This is a genomic window from Kosakonia sp. MH5 (genome assembly GCF_009935945.1).
GTDB lineage: Bacteria > Pseudomonadota > Gammaproteobacteria > Enterobacterales > Enterobacteriaceae > Kosakonia > Kosakonia radicincitans.
Genome location: NZ_QODH01000014.1, coordinates 12,093 through 33,863 on the forward strand (window position 1 = coordinate 12,093; position 21,771 = coordinate 33,863).

The following is a 21,771-nucleotide window of genomic DNA, read 5'->3' on the forward strand; positions in this document are numbered from 1 at the left end:
ATCTCTGGCTGGTGGTCCCGTTCTTATACAACCGTTAACGTTGATAGTTTTGATGGAATAACTCTCTGAACTCATGCCTTATCCAGTGGATAAGGATTCTTATGAATGTGGTTGTAGTTCAGGACATAGAAAGCGGTGCTGATCATCAGCGTGCCGAACGACCACATCACCTCTTTCGCGCTGGAGCCGATAACGGCCCGGATGCAGTAGACAGGTGGGATGCGATATTAAATACGCGGTACGTGAAGGAGAGTAAATGCCCGCCGCGGGGTAATCGCCAGGGGGATTATTTTATGGCTGATTCTGATATTTGGCGTTCAAAAGGCCTGAGCATCATGGTTCAGAAGATTGTTGTTTCTGCCAGCACTTCACCGGCTAAGCGACCAATACCGCTGGCGTTCAGCGCGTCAGGCGAAGCTGTTGTAAATTGCCATCAAGTTGCAAATCGGTTTGCAGCCGCGCCACATCCCGGCAGGTAAATGCCATCGCCCGGTGTGTTTCCAGTTTCTGCCGCCACTTCTCCGGTACCGCTTCGAGGTTTTCGTATAGTGCTTCCAGCGTTGGAAACTCGCTCAGCAACTGCGTTGCGCTTTTCGGACCAATACCTGCCACACCCGGCACTTTCGAACTGCTGATCCCCGCCAGCCCCCAGTAATCCGGTAATTGCTCTGGCGTAACCCCATACTCCTGAGCAATAAAGGGCGCATCCAGCCAGCGTTTCTGAAAGTAGTCGCGAATGCGGATCGTCGGAGAGAGTAACTGACAGTAGCCTTTGTCGGTTGAGACAATCGTCGCCTGTTGTCCGGCCTGCGCCATTTTCACTGCCAGCGTCGCAGCAAGATCGTCGGCTTCGTTGCCAGGCGTTGCCCAACAGCGGATCCCGCGTTGTTCGAAAGCCGCGCGCAGTAATGGCATTTCCGTCTGTAGGGTATCCGGCATGGGAGGGCGGCCCGCTTTGTAATCCGGCAGCAACCGATGGCGCCAGCCCTGGTTACGGGCCTCATCATCAAAAACCGCGACGGCATGGGTTGGCTGACTATGGATAATCAACTGCTCCAGCGCATGCAGGCAGGTATCCACGCAGGGTGAACCTTGCACCGCATGGATACGGCGAATCAGATTGAGTGCGTCAACAATGAGCAGATGAGCCACAGATACCCTCCTTGAAATCATCCGCTAAGGGTATCATCGCAGGCCTGGCGAGGCTATAAAGCAGGGAATAATCAGGAAGATGCCTCGCAAAATGAGGCATCTGATGCGGGATTAGTCGCAGGAAACGATCTTCATCGCCAGCCCGCCGCGAGAGGTTTCACGGTATTTGGCGTTCATATCTTTCCCGGTTTCATACATTGTCTCGATAACTTTATCGAGGCAGACGCGCGGTTCACTGGTGCGACGCAGCGCCATTCGCGCCGCATTGACTGCTTTCACCGAAGCGATTGCGTTACGCTCGATACAGGGCACCTGTACCTGTCCGGCCACCGGGTCGCAGGTCAGACCGAGGTTGTGCTCCATACCGATTTCCGCCGCGATACAGACTTGCGCCGGGCTGCCGCCCAACAACTCTGCCAGCCCGGCCGCCGCCATGGAGCAGGCGACGCCGACTTCCCCCTGGCAGCCCACTTCCGCGCCGGAAATGGAGGCATTCATCTTATACAGCGAGCCGATGGCGCTGGCGACCAGCAGATAGCGCGCCAGTGAATTGGCGTTAACCTGGCGGATAAAGCGATCGTAATACGCCAGTACCGCCGGCACGATCCCGCACGCGCCGTTTGTCGGTGCCGTCACTACGCGCCCACCGGCGGCGTTCTCTTCATTCACCGCCAGTGCGAACATATTGATCCAGTCAACCACGGCCATCGGGTCGGTGCTGGTTTTATCGCTGCTGACCAGCATACGGCGCAGCGCAGCGGCACGGCGGGGAACGCGTAGTTTGCCAGGTAATACCCCTTCCGTTGCGATGCCGCGCTCTATGCCGCTCTGCATTACTTCCCACACGCGCGCGAGATGCTGCTCCAGCTCGGTTTTGCTGTGCAGCGCCAGCTCGTTTTTCATCATTAATCCGGAGAGCGATAAACCGGTCTCCTGGCAATGACGCTGCAAATCGGCGGCGGTTTGATAAGGGTAGGGCACTTCTACCGGCGCGCTGGTGGGCTGGCCAAAGTGTTCTTCATCGACGATAAACCCGCCGCCGATGGAGTAATAGGTCTGGCTGTAGAGCACCTGTTCGCCTGCCAGCGCGGTAATACGCATGCCGTTTTCGTGTAGCGAGAGGTTATCCGCATGGAAATTCATGCATTGATCGACCGGAAACTCCACTTCATGCGCTTCGTTGGCCAGTTGCAGGCGGTCATGAGTATTAACATCCTGAATAAAGCCCGGAATGGCATCAATATCGACGCTATCCGGCAAATTCCCCGCCAGGCCCATAATAATCGCGATGTCAGTATGGTGCCCTTTACCGGTCAGGGAGAGAGAGCCGTAAACATCCACCACAACGCGGGTTACGTCGCGCAAAATGCCACGAGCAATCAGATCGTCTGTGAACTGTTTACCGGCTTTCATTGGACCCACGGTGTGCGAGCTGGACGGCCCGATACCGATTTTAAAAATATCGAATACGCTGATCATGACGCATTATCCATTGCTATAGGGGATGCGCCGCCCGGCAGGACGGCGCGAAAAGATTAGCTGAACAGGGAGAAGAAGATCGCGGAGATGGCGATGAGGCCCATAATCACGACGAAGATGTTGCTGATAGCGCCGCTGTATTTGCGCATTGCCGGTACTTTCGCGATGGCGTACATCGGCATCAGGAACAGAATCATCGCAATGATTGGCCCGCCCAGGGTTTCGATCATCCCCAGAATGCTTGGGTTCCAGGTGGCAACGGCCCAGGTGGTCAACAGCATAAACAGCGCGGTAATTTTATTCAGTTTGTTGATTTCGATGGATTTGCCTTTGCTGCGCAGAGACTTAATCACCATACCGTTAAAGCCTTCACGCGCGCCCAGGTAGTGGCCGAGGAACGATTTGGTGATGGCGATCATCGCAATGATCGGTGCCATCCAGGCGATAACCGGCGCATTAAAGTGGTTCGCCAGATAAGAGAGAATGGAGATGTTCTGCTGTTTTGCCGAAGCCAGATCGGCGGGTGCCAGGCTCAGCACACAGCTAAACACAAAGAACATAACGGTCATCACCATCATGATATGCGCGAAGGCGAGGATGCGGGAGCATTTACGCTCGGCTTCTGCGCCGTACTCTTCACGCTTGGCAACGGCAAAAGAGGAGATGATCGGCGAGTGGTTAAACGAGAACACCATCACCGGGATGGCCAGCCACAGCGTCATCCACAGACCATTGCCGGTGGCGGAAGCACTGCTCAGCGACAGGGTTTCCAGCACGGCGCCGTTCCACTGCGGAATCAGGTACACCGCCAGCACCATCAGAGCGATAACGAACGGAAATACCAGGATGCTCATCGCTTTCACAATCATCTGCTCGCCGAAGCGCACGATGGTCATCATACCTACGATAAGGATCAGCGACAGGATCGCGCGCGGCGGCGGGGTCATGCCCAACTGGTGGGTCATAAAGCTGTCCACGGTGTTGGTGATCGCCACGCTATAAACCAGCAGGATCGGATAAATCGCGAAGAAATAAAGCAGGGTAATCAACTTACCCGCGCCGATACCGAAGTGCTCTTCGACCACTTCAGTAATGTCTTCTCCCGGGTTTTTACCGGACAACACAAAGCGGGTCAGGCCACGGTGGGCGAAGTAGGTCATCGGGAAAGCAAGAATTGCCATGATGATGAGCGGGATCAGGCCGCCGACACCGGCGTTAATCGGCAGAAACAGAACGCCTGCGCCGATGGCTGTGCCGTAAAGGCCCAACATCCACATGGTGTCGGTTTTGCGCCATGAACTGCGTGTTTCTACGGAGGTTCCTACGCCAGTCTGAATGGTTTCCATTTATACATCTCCTGGGGAAGCAAAATACTGCCGTTGCAGACAAATCAAATGTCGGAAACGTCAGCGTCAATATTTAAGTCGGCCAATTACAGTTTTTTTATAATTTCTCCCTGTAACTATTTGCGGCGGAAAGATACAGATAAGTTATGACAACATCAGTGATGCGGATCTCAAATGCAATAATCTACTTTTTATGTGTGTATATTTAGACCATTTATCTGGCTAATTATTAACATATGAAATTTATGGGCGAAAAGGCTAACACCCGCAAGATATGCGATCAAATCCAGGGTGATGGAAGATGATAAAAGCACTGCAAAACAACGTTTTTGCAGTTATTTATCGATATTAAAAGCGGTTGTAATGTATGAATTGCTGATCAGCAAATGGTTGGTTAAATGCAATGTATAAGGGCGGATTATGACTCCGCCCTGGAAAGGTTAATCAGGCACAAATTTCGTAGCACGGAATGTAAGCGGAACCGGGGAGTTTCATACGGTGCTGGGCAACAAAACCCTGCAACAGATCGTCCATCCGGCGCATCATGTCGCTATCGCCGTGAATTTTATAGGGACCAAACGCTTCAATCGCGCGGATACCTGGCTCTTTCACGTTACCTGCCACAATACCCGAGAAGGCCCGGCGCAGATCCGCCGCCAGCACTTCTACCGGTTGGTCTGGGTAGAGTTTCAGGTTTGCCATATTTTCATGGGTCGGCTCGAACGGCACTTGCAGATCCGGCGCAATGCGAATTGACCAGTTGAAACTGTAGGCATCCCCGGTATCGCGACGGTTCTCTTTCACCAGCGGCATGGCTTTTTTCATCTGACGCGCCACTTCAGCCGCATCATTAATGATGATGGTGTAGTGGCGACGCGCGGCTTCGCCCAGCGTATTGACAATAAATTCGTCCAGCACGCGGAAGTAGTCCGCACTCTCTTTCGGCCCGGTCAGGATCAGCGGCAGAACCTGATTTTTGTTCGCCGGATTCATCAGGATCCCCAGCAGATAGAGCAGCTCTTCCGCCGTGCCCACGCCGCCAGGAAAGATAATGATCCCGTGCGCGATGCGGACAAAAGCTTCCAGCCGTTTTTCAATATCCGGCATGATGATCAACTCATTGACCAGCGGATTCGGCGGCTCAGCGGCGATAATGGATGGCTCGGTCATACCGATAAAACGGCCATCCTTATAGCGTTGCTGCGCATGACCAACAGCGGCGCCTTTCATCGGCGCTTCCATTGCGCCCGGCCCGCAGCCGGTGCAGATATTCAGCTCGCGCAGGCCTAACTGCGTACCCACACGTCGGGCGTAAAGGTATTCGGTTTCGTTGATCGAGTGGCCGCCCCAGCAAACCACCATATTTGGCGCTTCGCCGACGTGCAGGGCGCGCGCGTTACGCAAAATGGAGAAGACCAGGTTAGTAATATGGATAGAGCTTTCCAGATTTAAATGCTGGAAACGCCCGGCATTATGAATTTGCCCACTGACGAAGAGGATATCGCGCAGGACCGCGAATAAGTTGGCCTGCAACGAGCGGATGATCCGCCCGTCGACAAAGGCCTCTTCCGGCGGGTTGATCAGTTCCAGCTTTACGCCGCGTTCACGGCGCAACACATTGATATCAAAACCGACATTGCGGGAAAGCAGCTCTTTGCTGCTGTCCGTCTGGCTCCCTGAGTTCAGTACAGCGAGCGAGCAGTTGCGAAACAGTTGATAAAGGTCGCTGCTGGCCGTGCGTTTAAGCATATCGACTTCCAGCTGCGACAGCATATCCATTGAGCCAAGCGGGCTAATATGTGTAATCAAGTGAACTCCTTAACGGGACGGAATTTATCTTCCCACTGATTACAATAGCCCTGGCTTATGACGTTTAACAACCCGGCTGGAAATGTTTTACTGACGTACCAGACGCCCGGTGGCGGGGATGAAATCGGTATTGGTACGCCACGGATTGATATCCAGCCCGCCACGGCGCGTATAGCGTGCGTAAACGCTCAGTTTTTCCGGCTGGCAGAAGCGCTGAATGTCGGTAAAAATGCGCTCAACGCACTGTTCGTGAAACTCGTTGTGATGGCGGAAAGAGACCAGATAACGCAGCAGTTTCTCGCGATCGATCTTTGGTCCCCGGTACTGGATCTGCACTGAGCCCCAGTCCGGCTGGTGGGTAATCAGACAGTTTGATTTCAGCAGATGGCTGACCAACGTCTCGTCAACCACTTTGCCGCTGGCGGCATCCGTCAGCCACGCAGCGTCAAAAGCGTAGCTCTCGATTTCAATATCCTGTTCGTCAATGCAAGTGCCATGGAAATGGGCGATCGGCTGACCTTCCAGTTCATCAATGCGGTACAGCGCCACGCTGACGCTGCCTTGCGCGCAGGCGCTCAAATCGCGTTGCAGGGTATCGCGTACCTCATCCCAACTGGCGAAGCGCGTCTGGTTAAAACTGTTGAGATAGAGTTTAAAGCTTTTCGATTCCACCAGATTCACGCTGGCGTAGTCCAGTTCGACATGGCCTACCGCAACCTGCGGCAAACCTTTGGCATTCAGCCAGGAGAGTTCATAAAGCGTCCAGATATCCGTCCCGTGAAAAGGAAGATTCCCGGCCGTCAGACCCAGCGGATCGCGATTTAATGAACGGGGAACGCCCTGCAACAGGCTGGCGTCATAGGTATCGCGGTAATCAGTGGTTTTGCCAAGCGTCAGGCCAGCCAGAGCCTGGTGGTTATCGTAAGAAGACATGTTTCATCGCCATTTTGCAGGTAAACTATTACGCAGAGTTTATCCTGGCTTATGTGAAGAGAGAAATCGGTGGAAAACGAGACGGCCATTGCGCTGAAAGCTTTTACTGAACGTTATTGCGACGCGTGGCACGCAGCGCGCGGCACCTGGCCACAAAGCGAGGAGCTGCACGGCATTCCATCGCCCTGCATTATCTCTTCAACCGCTGAGTATGTGATCTGGCAACCTCAGCCATTTTCTGCGCAGCCGAACGTAAACCCGATTGAGCAGGCAATGGAGATTGTGGTACAAACGCCAGTTCATACGTTTTATACCACGCAATTCGCCGGCGATATGCACGCGCGCCTTGGCGCACTGCCGCTGACGCTGCTGCAAACCTGGAGCGAAGAAGATTTTCTGCGCGTACAGGAAAACCTGATTGGTCACCTTGTCACGCAGAAACGGTTAAAGCTTTCGCCGACGTTGTTTATCGCCACGCTTGATAGTGAGCTGGATGTCATTTCGCTGTGTAATCTGAGCGGTGAAGTGGTGCAAGAGACGCTGGGTACCCGTCAGCGTACCGTTCTGGCCCCCAGCCTTGCGGATTTTCTCAACCGCCTCGAACCTGTCGTGTAGTCCTCAATGCTACTCTGCGTGTGCGAGATCTCTCACACGACCTGTGAGAGATCGCCAGGACATTTGCCCTACCGTTATTGTGCTATTCCCCCTATAACTATTTAATTTCATAACGTTACGCTTTAACCCTTATACCTAAAGGGTTTCATTCAAAAGAAAATTTGCGTTAGGCGTTCTTGTAAGGGGCCGCGGAATGGGTAATTCTGTTTCTGTCGACAGGGAGTCTGACAACGAAGCGTACATCAGGATGATGTTGCTTCAGGGACACACCGGGAAGGTGCTACAGGGAAAGGCTTCAGGATGAAGCAGCAGGACAACGCAGGATTGCGCTAAGGGACACCTCCAGGAAGGAGAATGAGAGTCGGTCAGGATGCCCGACAGATCAGGATGATCAGGGACACGCATTAAGGATGAGGCTAAGTCACATCGGGGTGGTGTGAGCATGATGCACAGTTCACGGATGAACCGGTCAGGAGACCACAGGAAAAGTTTTCAAGGATGAGCAGGGAGCACAACGAGTAGCCGGATTGCTACGAAACGAACCGGGAGCACTGTTTTTACAGTGCTCCCTTTTTTTATTTGCTCTGGTCTTTGCTATGCTGCGCGCCAGTCTGTTTTCTACTGGGGGTTTTATGACTCTGCATCAACAAGTGCGCGAGCAACTTCATCAACTCGAAGCGCAACTGCGCGAGCAAAATCTGTGGCAAAGCGCGGCGCCAGCGCCGGATGCCCTTGAAAGCACGCAACCCTTCTGTATGGATACCCTTGAGCCGTTCGAGTGGCTGCAATGGGTATTAATTCCGCGTATGCACGCGCTGCTGGACAGCCAGCAGCCGCTGCCGCAGGCGTTTGCCATCGCGCCCTATTATGAAATCGCTGTTGACGCCACGCACCCCTCCCGTGAGGTGATGCTGGTTCATCTTCAGCAGCTTGACGCGCTGTTCGCCAGCGAAGCTGACTAATGCTGGAGATTATTTACCAGGACGAATGGCTGGTGGCGGTGAACAAACCCTCCGGCTGGCTGGTACACCGTAGCTGGCTGGATCGCGATGAAAAAGTGGTCGTAATGCAAACTGTGCGCGACCAAATCGGCCAGCACGTTTTTACCGCGCATCGTCTCGACAGGCCAACGTCCGGCGTTTTATTGATGGGGCTTTCCAGCGAAGCGGGCCGCCGCCTGGCGCAGCAGTTTGAGCAGCATCAAATCCAGAAACGCTATCACGCGATTGTGCGCGGTTGGTTGATGGAAGAGGCGCTGCTTGATTACCCGCTGGTGGAGGAGCTGGACAAAGTCGCCGACAAATTCGCCCGCGCGAATAAAGAGCCGCAGCCAGCGGTAACCCATTATCGCGGGCTGGCGACCACCGAAATGCCCGTGGCGACCAGTAAATTCCCGACCACCCGTTATGGGCTGGTTGAACTGGAACCGAAAACCGGCCGCAAACATCAGTTACGTCGCCATCTGGCGCACTTACGTCATCCGATCATTGGCGACAGCAAGCATGGCGATTTGCGGCAAAACCGCAGCGCCGCAGAGCATTTTGGTTGTCAGCGGTTGATGCTGCATGCCAGCCAGTTAACGCTCACGCACCCGTTTACCGGCGAAGCTTTAACGCTGCGCGCCGGGCTGGATGAAGTGTGGATGCAGGCGCTGTCGCGCTTCGGCTGGCGCGGGCTTCTCCCTGAGAATGAAAGGGTTGAGTTTGCGCCGCTGAACGGTCAGGATGAGGGCCATCTCGAATCACACAAGGAGTGATGAGCATGGCGAAGGTCGGAATTTTTGTTGGCACCATCTACGGTAATTCGCTGCTGGTGGCGGAAGAAGCGCAGGAAATTTTAAACGCACACGGCCATAGCGCAGTGGTGTTTGAAGATCCTACAGCGGCGGACTGGGATAACAACAAAGGCCATTACGCGCTGGTGGTAACGTCTACGACCGGGCAGGGCGATTTGCCGGACAGCATTGCGCCGTTGTTCCATTACCTGCGCGATACTGTGGGTTACCAGCCGGATTTACATTATGGTGTGATTGCCCTAGGCGATAGCACATACGACAATTTCTGCGGCGGCGGCAAACAATTTGATGCGTTGTTGCAGGAGCAGGGCGCACAGCGCATCGGTGATATGCTGCTGATTGACGCGAATGAAGACCCGGAGCCGGAAAGTGTGTCAAATCCGTGGGTTGAACGCTGGGCAACGCTGCTGAAATAATGTTTTCCCTCCTCGTCCGGGGAGGGAAAATTCCCTCTTTTTACGGCGTCAAGCGACGCATTTCACATTCTTCGATCCTTTCCCTCGTCAGGCCCTCTTTGCCGATCCCCGGTTTCTATTTCCGTGAAGTACTCCCCATCACCCTGGGCTAATGCAATAAAGCAACTTGCCGGGTCTGATGAATGTTGTGTTGTTGCACGGTGAGACTTGAAAGGCCGCTTCTTATACTTTTCCTGCCAGTAAAAAAATGCGCTCCGCTAAGGGGAAAACCCCGGCAGGAACAGCAAAAAACACAACTACATCATCCTGTCTTCCCCTACCGGTTGTGCCGTACAGGATGAATGTACAAAAGAACATTGATGCTTCGGGAGTACAACCATGAGTACATTCAGCCAGGCGGCGAGCGGCGCTGAAAAGCGCACTAACGCCCGCTACTGGATAGTGGTGATGCTGTTTATCGTCACATCCTTCAACTACGGCGATCGCGCAACTTTGTCGATTGCCGGTTCGGAGATGTCCAAAGCCATCGGCCTTGATTCGGTCGCCATGGGCTATGTTTTTTCTGCATTTTCCTGGGCCTATGTGATTGGCCAGATACCGGGCGGCTGGTTGCTTGACCGCTTTGGCTCCAAACGGGTCTATTTCTGGTCCATCTTTACCTGGTCACTGTTTACCTTATTGCAGGGCTTTGTCGATATCTTCAGTGGCTTCGGCATCATCGTGGCTCTCTTTACTCTGCGTTTTATGGTCGGTCTGGCCGAATCACCCTCCTTCCCCGGTAACAGTCGTATCGTTGCGGCCTGGTTCCCGGCGCAAGAGAGGGGCACGGCGGTGGCGATTTTTAACTCCGCACAATATTTCGCGACCGTTATCTTTGCGCCGATCATGGGCTGGCTGACGCATGAAGTGGGCTGGTCGCATGTCTTCTTCTTCATGGGCGGTTTAGGGATCTTCATCAGTCTGCTGTGGCAGAAAATGATCCACGAGCCGAATCAGCACCCTGGCGTCAACAAGAAGGAGCTGGAGTACATTGCCGAAGGCGGCGCGCTGATCAACATGGATCAGAAGAACAATACTCACAGTGTCCCGTTCTCGGAAAAATGGGGGCAGATTAAGCAGCTGCTGGGTTCGCGCATGATGATCGGTGTTTACCTGGGGCAGTACTGCATTAACGCCCTGACTTACTTCTTCATCACCTGGTTCCCGGTGTATCTGGTACAGGCGCGCGGCATGTCGATTCTGAAGGCCGGTTTTATGGCGTCGATTCCGGCTATTTGCGGGTTTGTCGGCGGTGTACTTGGCGGCATCATTTCAGACTGGTTAATGCGTCGCTACGGCTCACTGAATATGGCCCGCAAAACACCGATCGTGCTGGGCATGCTGCTGTCGATGAGCATGGTTTTTTGTAACTACACCAACTCCGAAATGATGATCATCGGCTTTATGTCGCTGGCCTTCTTCGGTAAAGGGATTGGCGCGCTGGGCTGGGCGGTGATGGCAGATACCGCGCCGAAAGAGATCAGCGGTCTGAGCGGCGGCCTGTTCAATATGTTCGGTAACATCTCCGGTATCGTGACGCCCATTGCTATCGGCTACATCGTTGGCTCTACCGGTTCGTTTAATGGCGCGCTGATTTATGTCGGTATCCATGCGCTGGTGGCGGTACTGAGCTATCTGGTACTGGTCGGCGATATCAAACGTATCGTACTGAAACCTACAGGACGCGAGTAATGAATACACAAGCCAGCCCGATTATCACCGGGATGAAAGTCATTCCCGTAGCCGGGCATGACAGTATGCTGATGAACATTGGCGGCGCGCATAACGCCTACTTCACGCGCAACATTGTCGTGCTGACGGATAACGCCGGGAATACTGGCGTCGGTGAAGCGCCCGGCGGCGAAGTGATCTACAAAACGCTGGTCGATGCCACTCCGATGGTGGTCGGGCAGGAAGTTGCCCGGCTGAACAAAGTGGTGCAGCGCGTGCATAAAGGCAACCAGGCGGCGGATTTCGACACCTTCGGCAAAGGCGCATGGACCTTTGAACTGCGCGTCAATGCGGTTGCAGCACTGGAAGCCGCGCTGCTCGATCTGCTCGGTAAAGCTTTGAACGTACCGGTGTGCGAACTGCTTGGCCCCGGCAAACAGCGCGATGCCGTAACGGTACTGGGTTATCTGTTCTATGTCGGCGATCGCACGAAAACCGATCTTCCCTATCTGGATGCCACGCCCGGCAGCCACGAATGGTATCGCCTGCGTCATCAGGAAGCGATGACCAGCGATGCGGTGGTACGTCTGGCGGAGGCCTCGCAGGATCGCTACGGCTTCAAAGATTTCAAACTGAAAGGCGGTGTCCTGCCCGGCGAGCAAGAGATTGAAACCGTGAAGGCGCTGAAAAAACGCTTCCCGAATGCGCGCATTACGGTGGATCCGAACGGCGCCTGGCTGCTGGACGAAGCCATTAGCCTGTGTAAGGGGCTGAATGATGTGCTGACCTACGCCGAAGATCCGTGCGGTGCCGAGCAGGGCTTCTCCGGCCGCGAAGTGATGGCGGAGTTCCGCCGCGCCACCGGCCTGCCGGTCGCCACTAATATGATCGCCACCAACTGGCGAGAAATGGGCCATGCGGTGATGCTGAATGCCGTCGATATTCCGCTGGCGGATCCGCACTTCTGGACGCTCTCAGGCGCCGTGCGGATTGCGCAGTTGTGTGACGACTGGGGGCTGACCTGGGGCTGTCACTCCAACAATCATTTCGATATTTCACTGGCGATGTTTACCCATGTCGGCGCCGCTGCGCCGGGAACGCCAACCGCTATCGACACCCACTGGATCTGGCAGGAGGGCGATGCCCGCCTGACCCAACAGCCGCTGGAAATCAGGCAGGGCAAAATTGCCGTGCCGGATGCACCTGGCCTCGGCGTGGAGATCGACTGGCATCAAATCGAGAAAGCGCATGCCGCCTATAAAAAACTGCCTGGCGGCGCGCGCAATGACGCAGGCCCGATGCAGTACCTCATCCCGGGCTGGACGTTTGACAAAAAACGCCCGGTCTTTGGACGTCATTGAGAGAGAAAAGGATAAAAAATGAGCACATATACGTCTACCCCCGTTGTCGCATCCATGCAGGTGATCCCGGTTGCCGGGCACGACAGCATGTTGATGAATCTGAGCGGCGCGCATGCCCCTTTCTTCACCCGTAATATCGTGGTGATCAAAGACAACGCAGGACACACCGGCGTGGGGGAAATTCCGGGCGGCGAGAAAATCCGTAAAACGCTGGAAGATGCGATTCCGCTGGTGGTTGGTAAAACGCTGGGTGAGTACAAAAACGTGCTGAACAGCGTGCGCCAGACTTTCGCCGATCGCGATGCAGGCGGCCGCGGCCTGCAAACCTTCGATCTGCGTACCACGATCCATGTGGTGACGGGCATCGAAGCGGCGATGCTGGATCTGTTAGGCCAGCACCTTGGCGTCAACGTCGCCTCCCTGCTGGGCGAAGGCCAGCAGCGTAATGAAGTGGAGATGCTGGGCTACCTGTTCTTCGTCGGCGACAGCAAAAAAACGCCGCTGCCGTACCAGAGTCAGCCGGATGACAAATGCGACTGGTATCGCGTTCGCCATGAAGAGGCAATGACGCCGGATCGCGTCGTGCGTCTGGCGGAAGCCGCGTATGAAAAATATGGCTTTAACGATTTCAAACTGAAAGGCGGCGTTCTGGCGGGCATGGAAGAGGCGGAAGCCATTTCCGCGCTGGCAAAACGCTTCCCGCAGGCGCGCGTCACGCTGGATCCCAATGGCGCATGGTCGCTGGATGAAGCCATCAAAATCGGTAAGCATCTGAAAGGTGTGCTGGCTTACGCGGAAGATCCCTGCGGTGCTGAACAGGGCTTCTCCGGCCGTGAAGTGATGGCGGAATTCCGCCGGGCGACCGGTCTGCCGACGGCGACCAACATGATCGCCACCGACTGGCGGCAGATGGGGCATACGCTGTCGCTGCAATCGGTGGATATTCCGCTGGCGGATCCGCATTTCTGGACGATGCAGGGCTCGGTACGTGTGGCGCAAATGTGCCACGAATTTGGCCTGACCTGGGGTTCGCACTCCAACAACCACTTTGATATTTCGCTGGCGATGTTCACTCACGTCGCTGCCGCTGCGCCTGGCAACATTACCGCTATCGACACACACTGGATCTGGCAGGAGGGCAATCAGCGCCTGACCAAACAGCCGTTCGAAATCAAAGGCGGGATGGTACAGGTTCCGACCACGCCGGGTCTGGGCGTTGAACTGGATATGGATCAGGTGATGAAAGCCAACGAGCTATATCAGAAACATGGCCTTGGCGCGCGTGATGATGCTATGGGGATGCAGTATCTGATCCCTGACTGGAAGTTTGATAACAAACGGCCCTGCATGGTGCGTTAATGAAATTGCCAGTCCTTGCGGGGGCTGGCATTTCAGTACCTTTCCTGGGTGTATGCTTATTGTTGTGAATATGCATAAGGATGGCTTATGAAGATTGTTATCGCTCCTGACTCTTACAAAGAAAGCTTAAGCGCCCTGGAAGTTGCGACGGCCATTGAGCGTGGTTTTCGCGAGATATTTCCCTCGGCGGAGTATATAAAAATTCCGGTTGCAGACGGTGGCGAAGGGACGGTAGAAGCCATGGTTGCAGCGACCAACGGTCGTATTGTTAAGGTAGCGGTGAAAGGCCCGCTGGGCGAACAGGCGGAAGGATTTTATGGCATTTCCGGCGATGAGCAGTCGGCGTTCATTGAAATGGCGGCGGCCAGCGGGCTGGAAATGGTGCCACCGGCGAAGCGCGATCCGCTGATTACCACTTCGTGGGGAACCGGCGAACTGATCCGCCATGCGCTGGATGCAGGAGTTAAACATATCATTATTGGTATCGGCGGCAGCGCCACCAATGACGGTGGCGCTGGCATGGTGCAGGCGCTGGGCGCAAAGCTGCTCGACGAGCAGGATCGACAGATTGCGCCAGGCGGTGCGGCGCTGGAATCGCTGGCGCGCATTGATCTCCGCGAGCTGGATAAACGCCTTGCCGGTTGTCGCATTGAGGTCGCCTGCGACGTGACCAATCCATTAACCGGTGAAGCGGGGGCATCGGCAGTTTTTGGCCCGCAGAAAGGCGCGACGCCAGAGATGATTGCCCGGCTCGATAAGGCGCTCGAGCACTATGCAGAGATCATTGCCAGCGATCTGGATATCGACGTACTGAACCTGGCGGGGGGCGGCGCAGCGGGCGGCATGGGCGCGGCGTTATATGCCTTTTGCGGCGCGGAATTGCGCCAGGGGATCGAGATTGTCACCGACGCGCTGGCGCTGGATAAACACGTCAGGGGCGCGGATCTGGTGATCACCGGCGAAGGGCGCATCGACAGCCAGACGGTGCATGGCAAGGTGCCGGTCGGCGTAGCGAAAGTGGCCAAACGCTACAATATTCCGGTGATCGGCATTGCCGGGAGCCTCACCGCCGATGTTGGTGTGGTACACGATCACGGCATTGATGCTGTTTTCAGCGTGCTCTATACGATCTGTACGCTGGAAAAAGCGCTGGAAAATGCAGGCGAAAACGTCCGCATGACGGCGCGCAATGTGGCGGCGGTGCTAAAAGCGGGGCAGCAACTGTAGTTATTTTTGCCGGATAGCGCTGCCGCTTATCCGGCTTACAAAGCGACAAAATTTCGCGCTATCCCTGGCGGGATAAGGCGTCGCTGCCATCCGGCATGCAAGTCATCCGGCGTTCAGGCCATCCGTTACTCTCAATATTGCTACCCAATCAAGCGGTGCGCTTCACGTGTAACGTTATCCATTTCATCAAGCAACTCCAGAAACTCCGGTTCCAGCTCGTCGGCACTGACGCCGCTACGCAGTTGATGCTCAATGAGCTGGCAAAGGTTTTTCAGCCGAGGAACGCCGCTGTAACCGCAACTGCCGTGCAGTTTGTGGATCGCTTCCGGCAGCCCCTGCGGCGCTTCGCCAACCAGTTGTTCTTCCACCATATTGCGGATCTCCGGCAGAAACTCGACCAGCATATGCAGCATCTCGCGCGCAAGTTCGGTTTTTCCCGCCGCCTGGCGCAATGCCAGTTGCCAGTCGAGTGTGGCATCGTGATTGATCGGCAGTTCCACCGGGATCTCTTCGGTTTCCGGCGTATGCCAGATACTGGTTTCCGGGCCGGGCTTGTAGCGCAACAGCAGGTTATGAAGCTTATCTTCTTCGATTGGTTTGGCCAGATAATCGTTCATCCCGGCGCTGAGTAGCTTCTCTTTTTGCCCGGCCATCGCATGGGCGGTCACGGCGACCACTGGCGTTTGCTGTTGATGCGGTAGTTGGCGGATCAACTCGCAGGCGCGAATACCGTCCATATCCGGCATCTGGATATCCATCAGAATCAGATCGAACTGCATCTGTTTGGCCCGCTCGATGGCCTGCAAACCGTTCTCGCACAGCTCAACGTGCTGCACCTGATCCTCAAGCAGAACGCCAATCAGCTTCAGATTCGCCGGGTTGTCATCTACCGCCATGACGCTCATTGGCAGTTTGCTTTCATCCGCATGTGAGGCCAGAACCAGTTGCGTCGTGCGGCAGTATTCGGTCAACGCGGGCAGCAGGCGGGTGGTCGTCAGCGGTTTAAGCAGACAAGCCGCTGCGCCATCCTGTTTCAGCTCTTCGGCATTCACCTGCGCGTGGCACGGCAGCGCCAGCAGCAAGTAGTCGGTCATGGCTGCCGCACGCGCCAGGCGATCGTGCTGCATACTGAGCGGCTCGCGCACGGTTACCGGCACCGCCAACAGCAAAATATCGTAGTGCCCTTGCGGGAGCGCCGAGAATGACGGGCTGTAAATTATCTCCAGCGGCGTGTTGTTCAGCACTTCCAGCGTGCTTTGCGCCGCCGCAGCATTCGGTTCGACATATGCCAGACGTTTACCGGCCAGTCTTTCCGTGGTCGGCGCTTCGGTGATGGCGTTTGGATTGAGGTCGAGATCAATATGGAACCAGAAGGTCGAACCCCGGTTTGGCTGGCTATGGAAAGAGATATCGCCGCCCATCTCATTCACCAGCCGTTGCGTGATCACCAACCCTAGGCCAGTACCGCCGTGACGGCGAGAGATGCTGGCATCCGCCTGACGAAATGCCTGGAACAGGCGCGACTGATCGCGTTCCGGGATGCCGATGCCGGTATCACGGATCTGCACCTCAATTTGCACTTTGTTATTACTGATGGCGCGTTTCTCAACCACCACATCAATATTGCCGTGTTCAGTAAACTTGATGGCGTTGCCGATCAGATTGGTGATCACCTGCTGCAGACGCAGCGGGTCGCCAATCACATTATCCGGGACATCATTTTTGATGTTCAGCGTCAGCTCAAGCCCCTTATCGTGCGCCGAGTGCGCCAGCAAGATCACCACCTCATCCAGCGTGTTGCGTAAAGGGAATGGAATGCTTTCGAGGATCAGTTTGCCCGCTTCCAGCTTGGAGAAGTCCAGCACATCGTTAATGATCGCCAGCAGGTTATTTGCCGAGCGTTCAATGGTCAGCAGGTGATCGCGCTGGGTCGGATTCAGCTCAGATTTTAATGTCAAACGGGTAAAGCCAATCACGCCATTCAGCGGTGTGCGCAGCTCATGAGACATATTGGCGAGGAACTCAGATTTAATACGCGCAGCTTCCTGCGCACGCTTTTTCGCCAGGTCCAGCTCAACGTTCTGGATCTCCATCTGCTCCAGCGTTTCACGCAAATCCGAGGTGGATTGATCGATATTATGCTGCATCTCTTCGTGGTAGGCCGCCAGCGACATGGCCATCGAATTGATGCCGTTTTTCAGCATATCCAGCTCGCCGAGCATAAAACCTTCAACACGGCTGTCGAGCTGCCCGCGACGGATACGGTCGACGGTATTCACCATATTACGAATGGGGCCGGTCACGTCGCGCATCAGACGCCAGCCAAAAATCAGCGCAATACCAATACAGAAAAAAATCATCAGGCTGGAGATAAAAATCTCCTTGTACTGCTGCAAGCGTACCGATTTCAGATCCAACTGTAGCGCCACATAGCCGAGCATATTGCCGGTGATTTTATCCGCAGGCAGAGCGGTGTTTGCCGGTTCAAGTCCCTCGGACAGGATCGGCGTGCGCAGCACCATCGTATCGCCACGGCGGGTAACGCTCAGCTTGCGCGGGAAAGGCTGCCCTTCTGGCAGCCTGAGATCGTCGCCATCAAGCTGGAAATTGGACGAAACGAACACGTCGTTGCGCCCGTCGTAAATGGTGATAGCGCGGACGATGTCAGAATGTCGGCGGTGAAGCACGCTAATCAACTGGCCAATGGCTTCGCGATCCTGTAGCGCCATACTGTATTCGCTGGAAACCGCCAGCGGTTCAATAATACTGGCGCCTGCGTCTTCCAGTTGACGCTGTAAATCGTTATAGCGGTGAACGACGAAAAAGATACTGAGCAGCACACCGATAAGCACAGTGGGGGCCAGGATCAGAATCATCATGCGTGCGCGCAAGCTGTAGTTGGTCATGGAGTTCCGTTATGGGAGAATTAGGCCATTACACAGTTATTGAGAATATTCACTGCAATGGCGCAATTCTACTCTGCAAAACGACGCGTGACGACTCGTGAGCGCATTACCGTCACGGTAACTGACCTCGATCCCTTTGGTCAGGGTGTTGCTCGCCATAATGGTAAAGCGTTGTTTATCCCCGGACTATTACCGGCGGAAACGGCGGAAATTACCCTCAAAGAGGAAAAACGTCAGTTTGCCCGTGGGGAAGTAAAACGTCGCCTGAATGACAGCCCGGAGCGCGTGAAACCGGAATGTCCGCATTTTGGCGTTTGTGGCGGGTGCCAGCAGCAACATGCCAGTGTCGCCCTGCAACAGCGCAGTAAAAGCGCGGCGCTGGCGCGATTGATGAAACAGGATGTTGACGAGGTGATCGCCGCACAGCCCTGGGGATATCGCCGTCGGGCGCGTTTGAGCCTCAGTTGGCAACCGAAAACGCAGCGTCTGGATATGGGGTTTCGCAAAGCGGGTGACAGCGACATTATCAATGTGACGCGTTGCCCGGTACTGGTGCCCCGTCTTGAGGCAATGCTGGCGCCGCTGCGTGAATGTCTGGCGGGGCTTGGAGCCATGCGCCATCTGGGGCACGTCGAACTGGTGGAGGCCGACAATGGCCCGCTGATGGTTTTGCGGCACACGGCGCCATTAAGTCACACGGATAAAGAAAAACTGGAACGTTTTTCGCATTCTCAGGGGATTGCGCTGTACCTCGCGCCACAAAGCGAGATACTTGAACACGTTAGCGGAGAATCCCCCTGGTACAGCTCCGACGGGCTACGCTTAATGTTCAGCCCGCGGGACTTTATTCAGGTCAACGATGGCGTCAATCAGCAGATGGTGGCCCATGCGCTGGCGTGGCTTGATATCCAGCCCGGCGACCGCGTACTGGATCTGTTCTGCGGTATGGGAAATTTCACTCTGCCGCTGGCGCGGCGCGCGTTAAGTGTCGTTGGGGTGGAGGGCGTCGCCGATCTGGTGGCGAAAGCGCAGGAGAATGCGCAACAGAATGGCTTGCAGAATGTGACATTCTTTCATGAAAATCTGGAGGATGATGTCACTCAGCAACCCTGGGCGAGCCAGGGATTTGATAAGGTGTTGCTCGATCCCGCGCGTGCAGGTGCTGCCGGGGTGATGCGACATATTATAAAATTGTCTCCCGGCAGAGTGGTGTACGTTTCCTGTAACCCCGCCACGCTTGCCCGTGACAGTGAAGCGCTATTAAATGCAGGTTACCAGATTCAGCGGCTGGCGATGCTGGACATGTTTCCACACACTGGCCATCTGGAATCGATGGTGTTGTTTGTGAAAAACAAATGATTAATTTCGGCTTGTCGAATTCGGCAGGCCCGGTCCCTGAAAGGAGAGGACAATGGTTGCGGTACGCAGTGCTCATTTGAACAAAGCGGGTGAATTCGATCCAGCCAAATGGATTGCCAGTCTGGGGATCACCAGTCAACCGTCGTGTGAACGCTTAACCGAAACCTGGGAATATTGTCTGCGACAAACGCAGGGGCATCCGGATGCTGGCGTAGTGTTGTGGCGCGGCATTGAGATGGTAGAAATTCTCTCCATGCTGAGTATGGATATCGACACGCTGCGCGCGGCGCTGCTGTTCCCGCTGGCCGATGCCGAAGTGGTGAGCGAAGAGGTGCTGAGTGAAAGCGTCGGCACCTCGGTGGTCAACCTGATCCACGGCGTGCGTGATATGGCCGCCATCCGCCAGTTGAAAGCCACGCATACGGATTCCGTCTCTTCTGAACAGGTCGATAACGTTCGCCGCATGCTGCTGGCGATGGTTGATGATTTCCGCTGCGTGGTTATTAAGCTGGCCGAACGTATCGCGCATCTGCGTGAAGTAAAAGATGCGCCAGAAGATGAACGCGTACTGGCGGCGAAAGAGTGTACCAACATCTATGCGCCGCTGGCGAACCGGCTGGGCATCGGGCAACTGAAATGGGAGCTGGAGGATTACTGCTTCCGCTACCTGCATCCGGCTGAATACAAGCGCATTGCCAAGCTGCTGCATGAACGCCGTATCGATCGCGAACACTATATTGACGAGTTTGTCGGCCATCTGCGCGCCGAAATGAAAACCGAAGGCGTCAAAGCTGAGGTCTACGGCCGGCCAAAGCACATCTACAGCATCTGGCGGAAGATGCAGAAAAAACATCTCGCTTTTGACGAACTGTTTGATGTGCGCGCTGTGCGTATTGTTGCTGAACGCTTGCAGGACTGTTATGCCGCGCTGGGGATTGTGCATACCCATTACCGTCACCTGCCGGATGAGTTTGACGATTACGTCGCCAACCCGAAGCCAAACGGTTATCAGTCTATTCATACGGTAGTACTGGGGCCGGGCGGGAAAACCGTTGAAATCCAGATTCGTACGCGCCAGATGCATGAAGATGCCGAACTGGGCGTCGCCGCGCACTGGAAGTACAAAGAGGGGACGGCAGTTGCTGGCAGCCCGCGTTCAGCGCATGAAGACAGGATCGCATGGCTGCGTAAACTGATCGCCTGGCAGGAAGAGATGGCCGATTCCGGCGAAATGCTAGATGAAGTTCGCAGCCAGGTCTTTGACGATCGGGTGTATGTGTTTACGCCGAAGGGCGATGTGGTCGATCTGCCTGCGGGCTCCACGCCGCTGGACTTTGCCTACCACATTCACAGCGACGTAGGGCATCGTTGCATTGGCGCGAAGATCGGCGGGCGCATCGTTCCCTTTACTTACCAGTTGCAGATGGGCGACCAGGTCGAAATTATCACCCAGAAGCAGCCGAATCCAAGCCGCGACTGGCTGAATCCAAACCTCGGCTATGTGACGACCAGCCGTGGGCGTTCGAAGATCCACGCCTGGTTCCGCAAGCAGGATCGTGACAAAAACATTCTTGCCGGACGGCAGATCCTCGACGATGAGCTGGCGCATCTGGGGATCAGCCTGAAAGAGGCGGAAAAACATCTGCTGCCGCGTTACAACTTTAACGAACTGGAAGAGTTGCTGGCGGCGATTGGCGGTGGCGATATCCGTCTTAATCAGATGGTGAACTTCCTGCAATCGCAGTTCAATAAACCGAGCGCCGAAGAGCAGGACGCCGCCGCGCTGAAACAGTTGCAGCAGAAAACGTATGCGCCGCAAAGCCGCAGCAAAGACAATGGTCGTGTGGTGGTGGAAGGCGTTGGTAATCTGATGCATCACATTGCGCGCTGCTGCCAGCCGATTCCGGGCGATGAAATCGTCGGCTTTATCACTCAGGGACGCGGGATCTCGATCCATCGCGCCGACTGCGATCAACTGGAAGAGCTGCGCACCGTTGCGCCGGAGCGCATCGTGGATGCCGTCTGGGGCGAGAGCTACTCGGCGGGTTACTCGCTGGTAGTGCGCGTGACGGCAAACGACCGTAGCGGCCTGCTGCGCGATATCACCACCATTCTCGCCAATGAGAAGGTGAACGTGCTGGGCGTTGCCAGCCGCAGCGACACCAAAGAACAGCTTGCCACCATCGATATGAATATCGAAATCTACAACCTGCAGGTGCTGGGCCGCGTGCTTGGCAAACTCAACCAGGTGCCGGACGTTATCGACGCCCGTCGTCTGCACGGTGGCTGATTTTCACTTCATCC

General features: G+C 55.3%; 16 protein-coding genes and 1 pseudogene. 10 read left to right on the plus strand and 7 right to left on the minus strand.

The window, feature by feature from the left end; genetic code table 11:
- Positions 1-71: 71 nt before the first annotated feature.
- From DK872_RS24385 to queF, 6 genes and pseudogenes are all read right to left on the minus strand, one after another.
- Positions 72-212: pseudogene (locus tag DK872_RS24385) on the minus strand (arginine/agmatine antiporter); the annotation flags it as partial.
- A gap of 187 nt (positions 213-399) precedes the next feature.
- The gene (gene xni / locus DK872_RS24390; protein WP_007373271.1) at positions 400-1,152 is read right to left on the minus strand and encodes a flap endonuclease Xni; all 753 of its coding nucleotides are present in this window, start codon (positions 1,150-1,152) and stop codon (positions 400-402) included.
- A 111-nt stretch (positions 1,153-1,263) separates the two neighbouring features.
- Positions 1,264-2,631, minus strand: coding sequence for an L-serine ammonia-lyase (locus tag DK872_RS24395; protein ID WP_079516926.1), 1,368 nt, complete (start codon positions 2,629-2,631; stop codon positions 1,264-1,266).
- Between the two features lie 56 nt (positions 2,632-2,687).
- A complete protein-coding gene (locus DK872_RS24400; protein ID WP_007373273.1) occupies positions 2,688-3,977 on the minus strand; it encodes an HAAAP family serine/threonine permease in 1,290 nt (429 codons plus the stop codon).
- A gap of 444 nt (positions 3,978-4,421) precedes the next feature.
- Positions 4,422-5,786 (minus strand): nucleotide 5'-monophosphate nucleosidase PpnN, encoded by a 1,365-nt coding sequence (gene ppnN / locus DK872_RS24405; RefSeq protein WP_007373275.1) that lies wholly within the window; start codon positions 5,784-5,786, stop codon positions 4,422-4,424.
- 87 nt (positions 5,787-5,873) lie between these two features.
- Complete coding sequence (gene queF / locus DK872_RS24410; protein ID WP_007373276.1) at positions 5,874-6,719, minus strand: NADPH-dependent 7-cyano-7-deazaguanine reductase QueF; 846 nt, start codon at positions 6,717-6,719, stop codon at positions 5,874-5,876.
- 69 nt (positions 6,720-6,788) lie between these two features.
- Here queF and syd point away from each other — a divergent pair, with 69 nt between their 5' ends.
- The 8 genes from syd to DK872_RS24450 all read left to right on the plus strand — a co-directional run bounded on the left by syd (position 6,789) and on the right by DK872_RS24450 (position 15,202).
- On the plus strand, positions 6,789-7,334 hold the full coding sequence (gene syd, locus DK872_RS24415; protein WP_007373277.1) for a SecY-interacting protein: 546 nt from the start codon (positions 6,789-6,791) through the stop codon (positions 7,332-7,334).
- A gap of 632 nt (positions 7,335-7,966) precedes the next feature.
- The gene (locus DK872_RS24420; protein WP_007373278.1) at positions 7,967-8,296 is read left to right on the plus strand and encodes a YqcC family protein; all 330 of its coding nucleotides are present in this window, start codon (positions 7,967-7,969) and stop codon (positions 8,294-8,296) included.
- Positions 8,296-9,090, plus strand: a complete 795-nt coding sequence (truC, locus tag DK872_RS24425) for a tRNA pseudouridine(65) synthase TruC (protein WP_007373279.1) — start codon at positions 8,296-8,298, stop codon at positions 9,088-9,090. Before DK872_RS24420 ends, truC begins: the two co-directional genes overlap by 1 nt.
- A 5-nt stretch (positions 9,091-9,095) precedes the next feature.
- The gene (locus tag DK872_RS24430) at positions 9,096-9,545 is read left to right on the plus strand and encodes a flavodoxin (protein WP_007373280.1); all 450 of its coding nucleotides are present in this window, start codon (positions 9,096-9,098) and stop codon (positions 9,543-9,545) included.
- A 378-nt stretch (positions 9,546-9,923) separates the two neighbouring features.
- Positions 9,924-11,276, plus strand: a complete 1,353-nt coding sequence (locus tag DK872_RS24435; RefSeq protein WP_007373281.1) for an MFS transporter — start codon at positions 9,924-9,926, stop codon at positions 11,274-11,276.
- Positions 11,276-12,616, plus strand: coding sequence for an enolase C-terminal domain-like protein (locus tag DK872_RS24440; protein WP_149289147.1), 1,341 nt, complete (start codon positions 11,276-11,278; stop codon positions 12,614-12,616). Before DK872_RS24435 ends, DK872_RS24440 begins: the two co-directional genes overlap by 1 nt.
- Positions 12,617-12,634: 18 nt before the next feature.
- Positions 12,635-13,975 carry a glucarate dehydratase gene (gene gudD, locus DK872_RS24445; RefSeq protein WP_035889489.1) on the plus strand — a complete coding sequence of 447 codons (1,341 nt, stop codon included), beginning with the start codon at positions 12,635-12,637 and terminating at the stop codon, positions 13,973-13,975.
- 87 nt (positions 13,976-14,062) lie between these two features.
- Entirely contained in the window at positions 14,063-15,202 is a 1,140-nt protein-coding gene (locus DK872_RS24450) for a glycerate kinase (protein ID WP_161518927.1), read from the plus strand.
- Between the two features lie 140 nt (positions 15,203-15,342).
- Here the strand turns inward: DK872_RS24450 and barA are convergent, their stop codons facing one another.
- Positions 15,343-18,108 carry a two-component sensor histidine kinase BarA gene (barA, locus tag DK872_RS24455; protein ID WP_161518928.1) on the minus strand — a complete coding sequence of 922 codons (2,766 nt, stop codon included), beginning with the start codon at positions 18,106-18,108 and terminating at the stop codon, positions 15,343-15,345.
- 57 nt (positions 18,109-18,165) lie between these two features.
- Here barA and rlmD point away from each other — a divergent pair, with 57 nt between their 5' ends.
- Together rlmD and relA are read left to right on the plus strand one after the other, a co-directional pair.
- Positions 18,166-19,467, plus strand: a complete 1,302-nt coding sequence (gene rlmD, locus DK872_RS24460) for a 23S rRNA (uracil(1939)-C(5))-methyltransferase RlmD (protein WP_035889487.1) — start codon at positions 18,166-18,168, stop codon at positions 19,465-19,467.
- Between the two features lie 52 nt (positions 19,468-19,519).
- Positions 19,520-21,757 (plus strand): GTP diphosphokinase, encoded by a 2,238-nt coding sequence (relA, locus tag DK872_RS24465; RefSeq protein ID WP_007373288.1) that lies wholly within the window; start codon positions 19,520-19,522, stop codon positions 21,755-21,757.
- Positions 21,758-21,771: the final 14 nt, after the last annotated feature.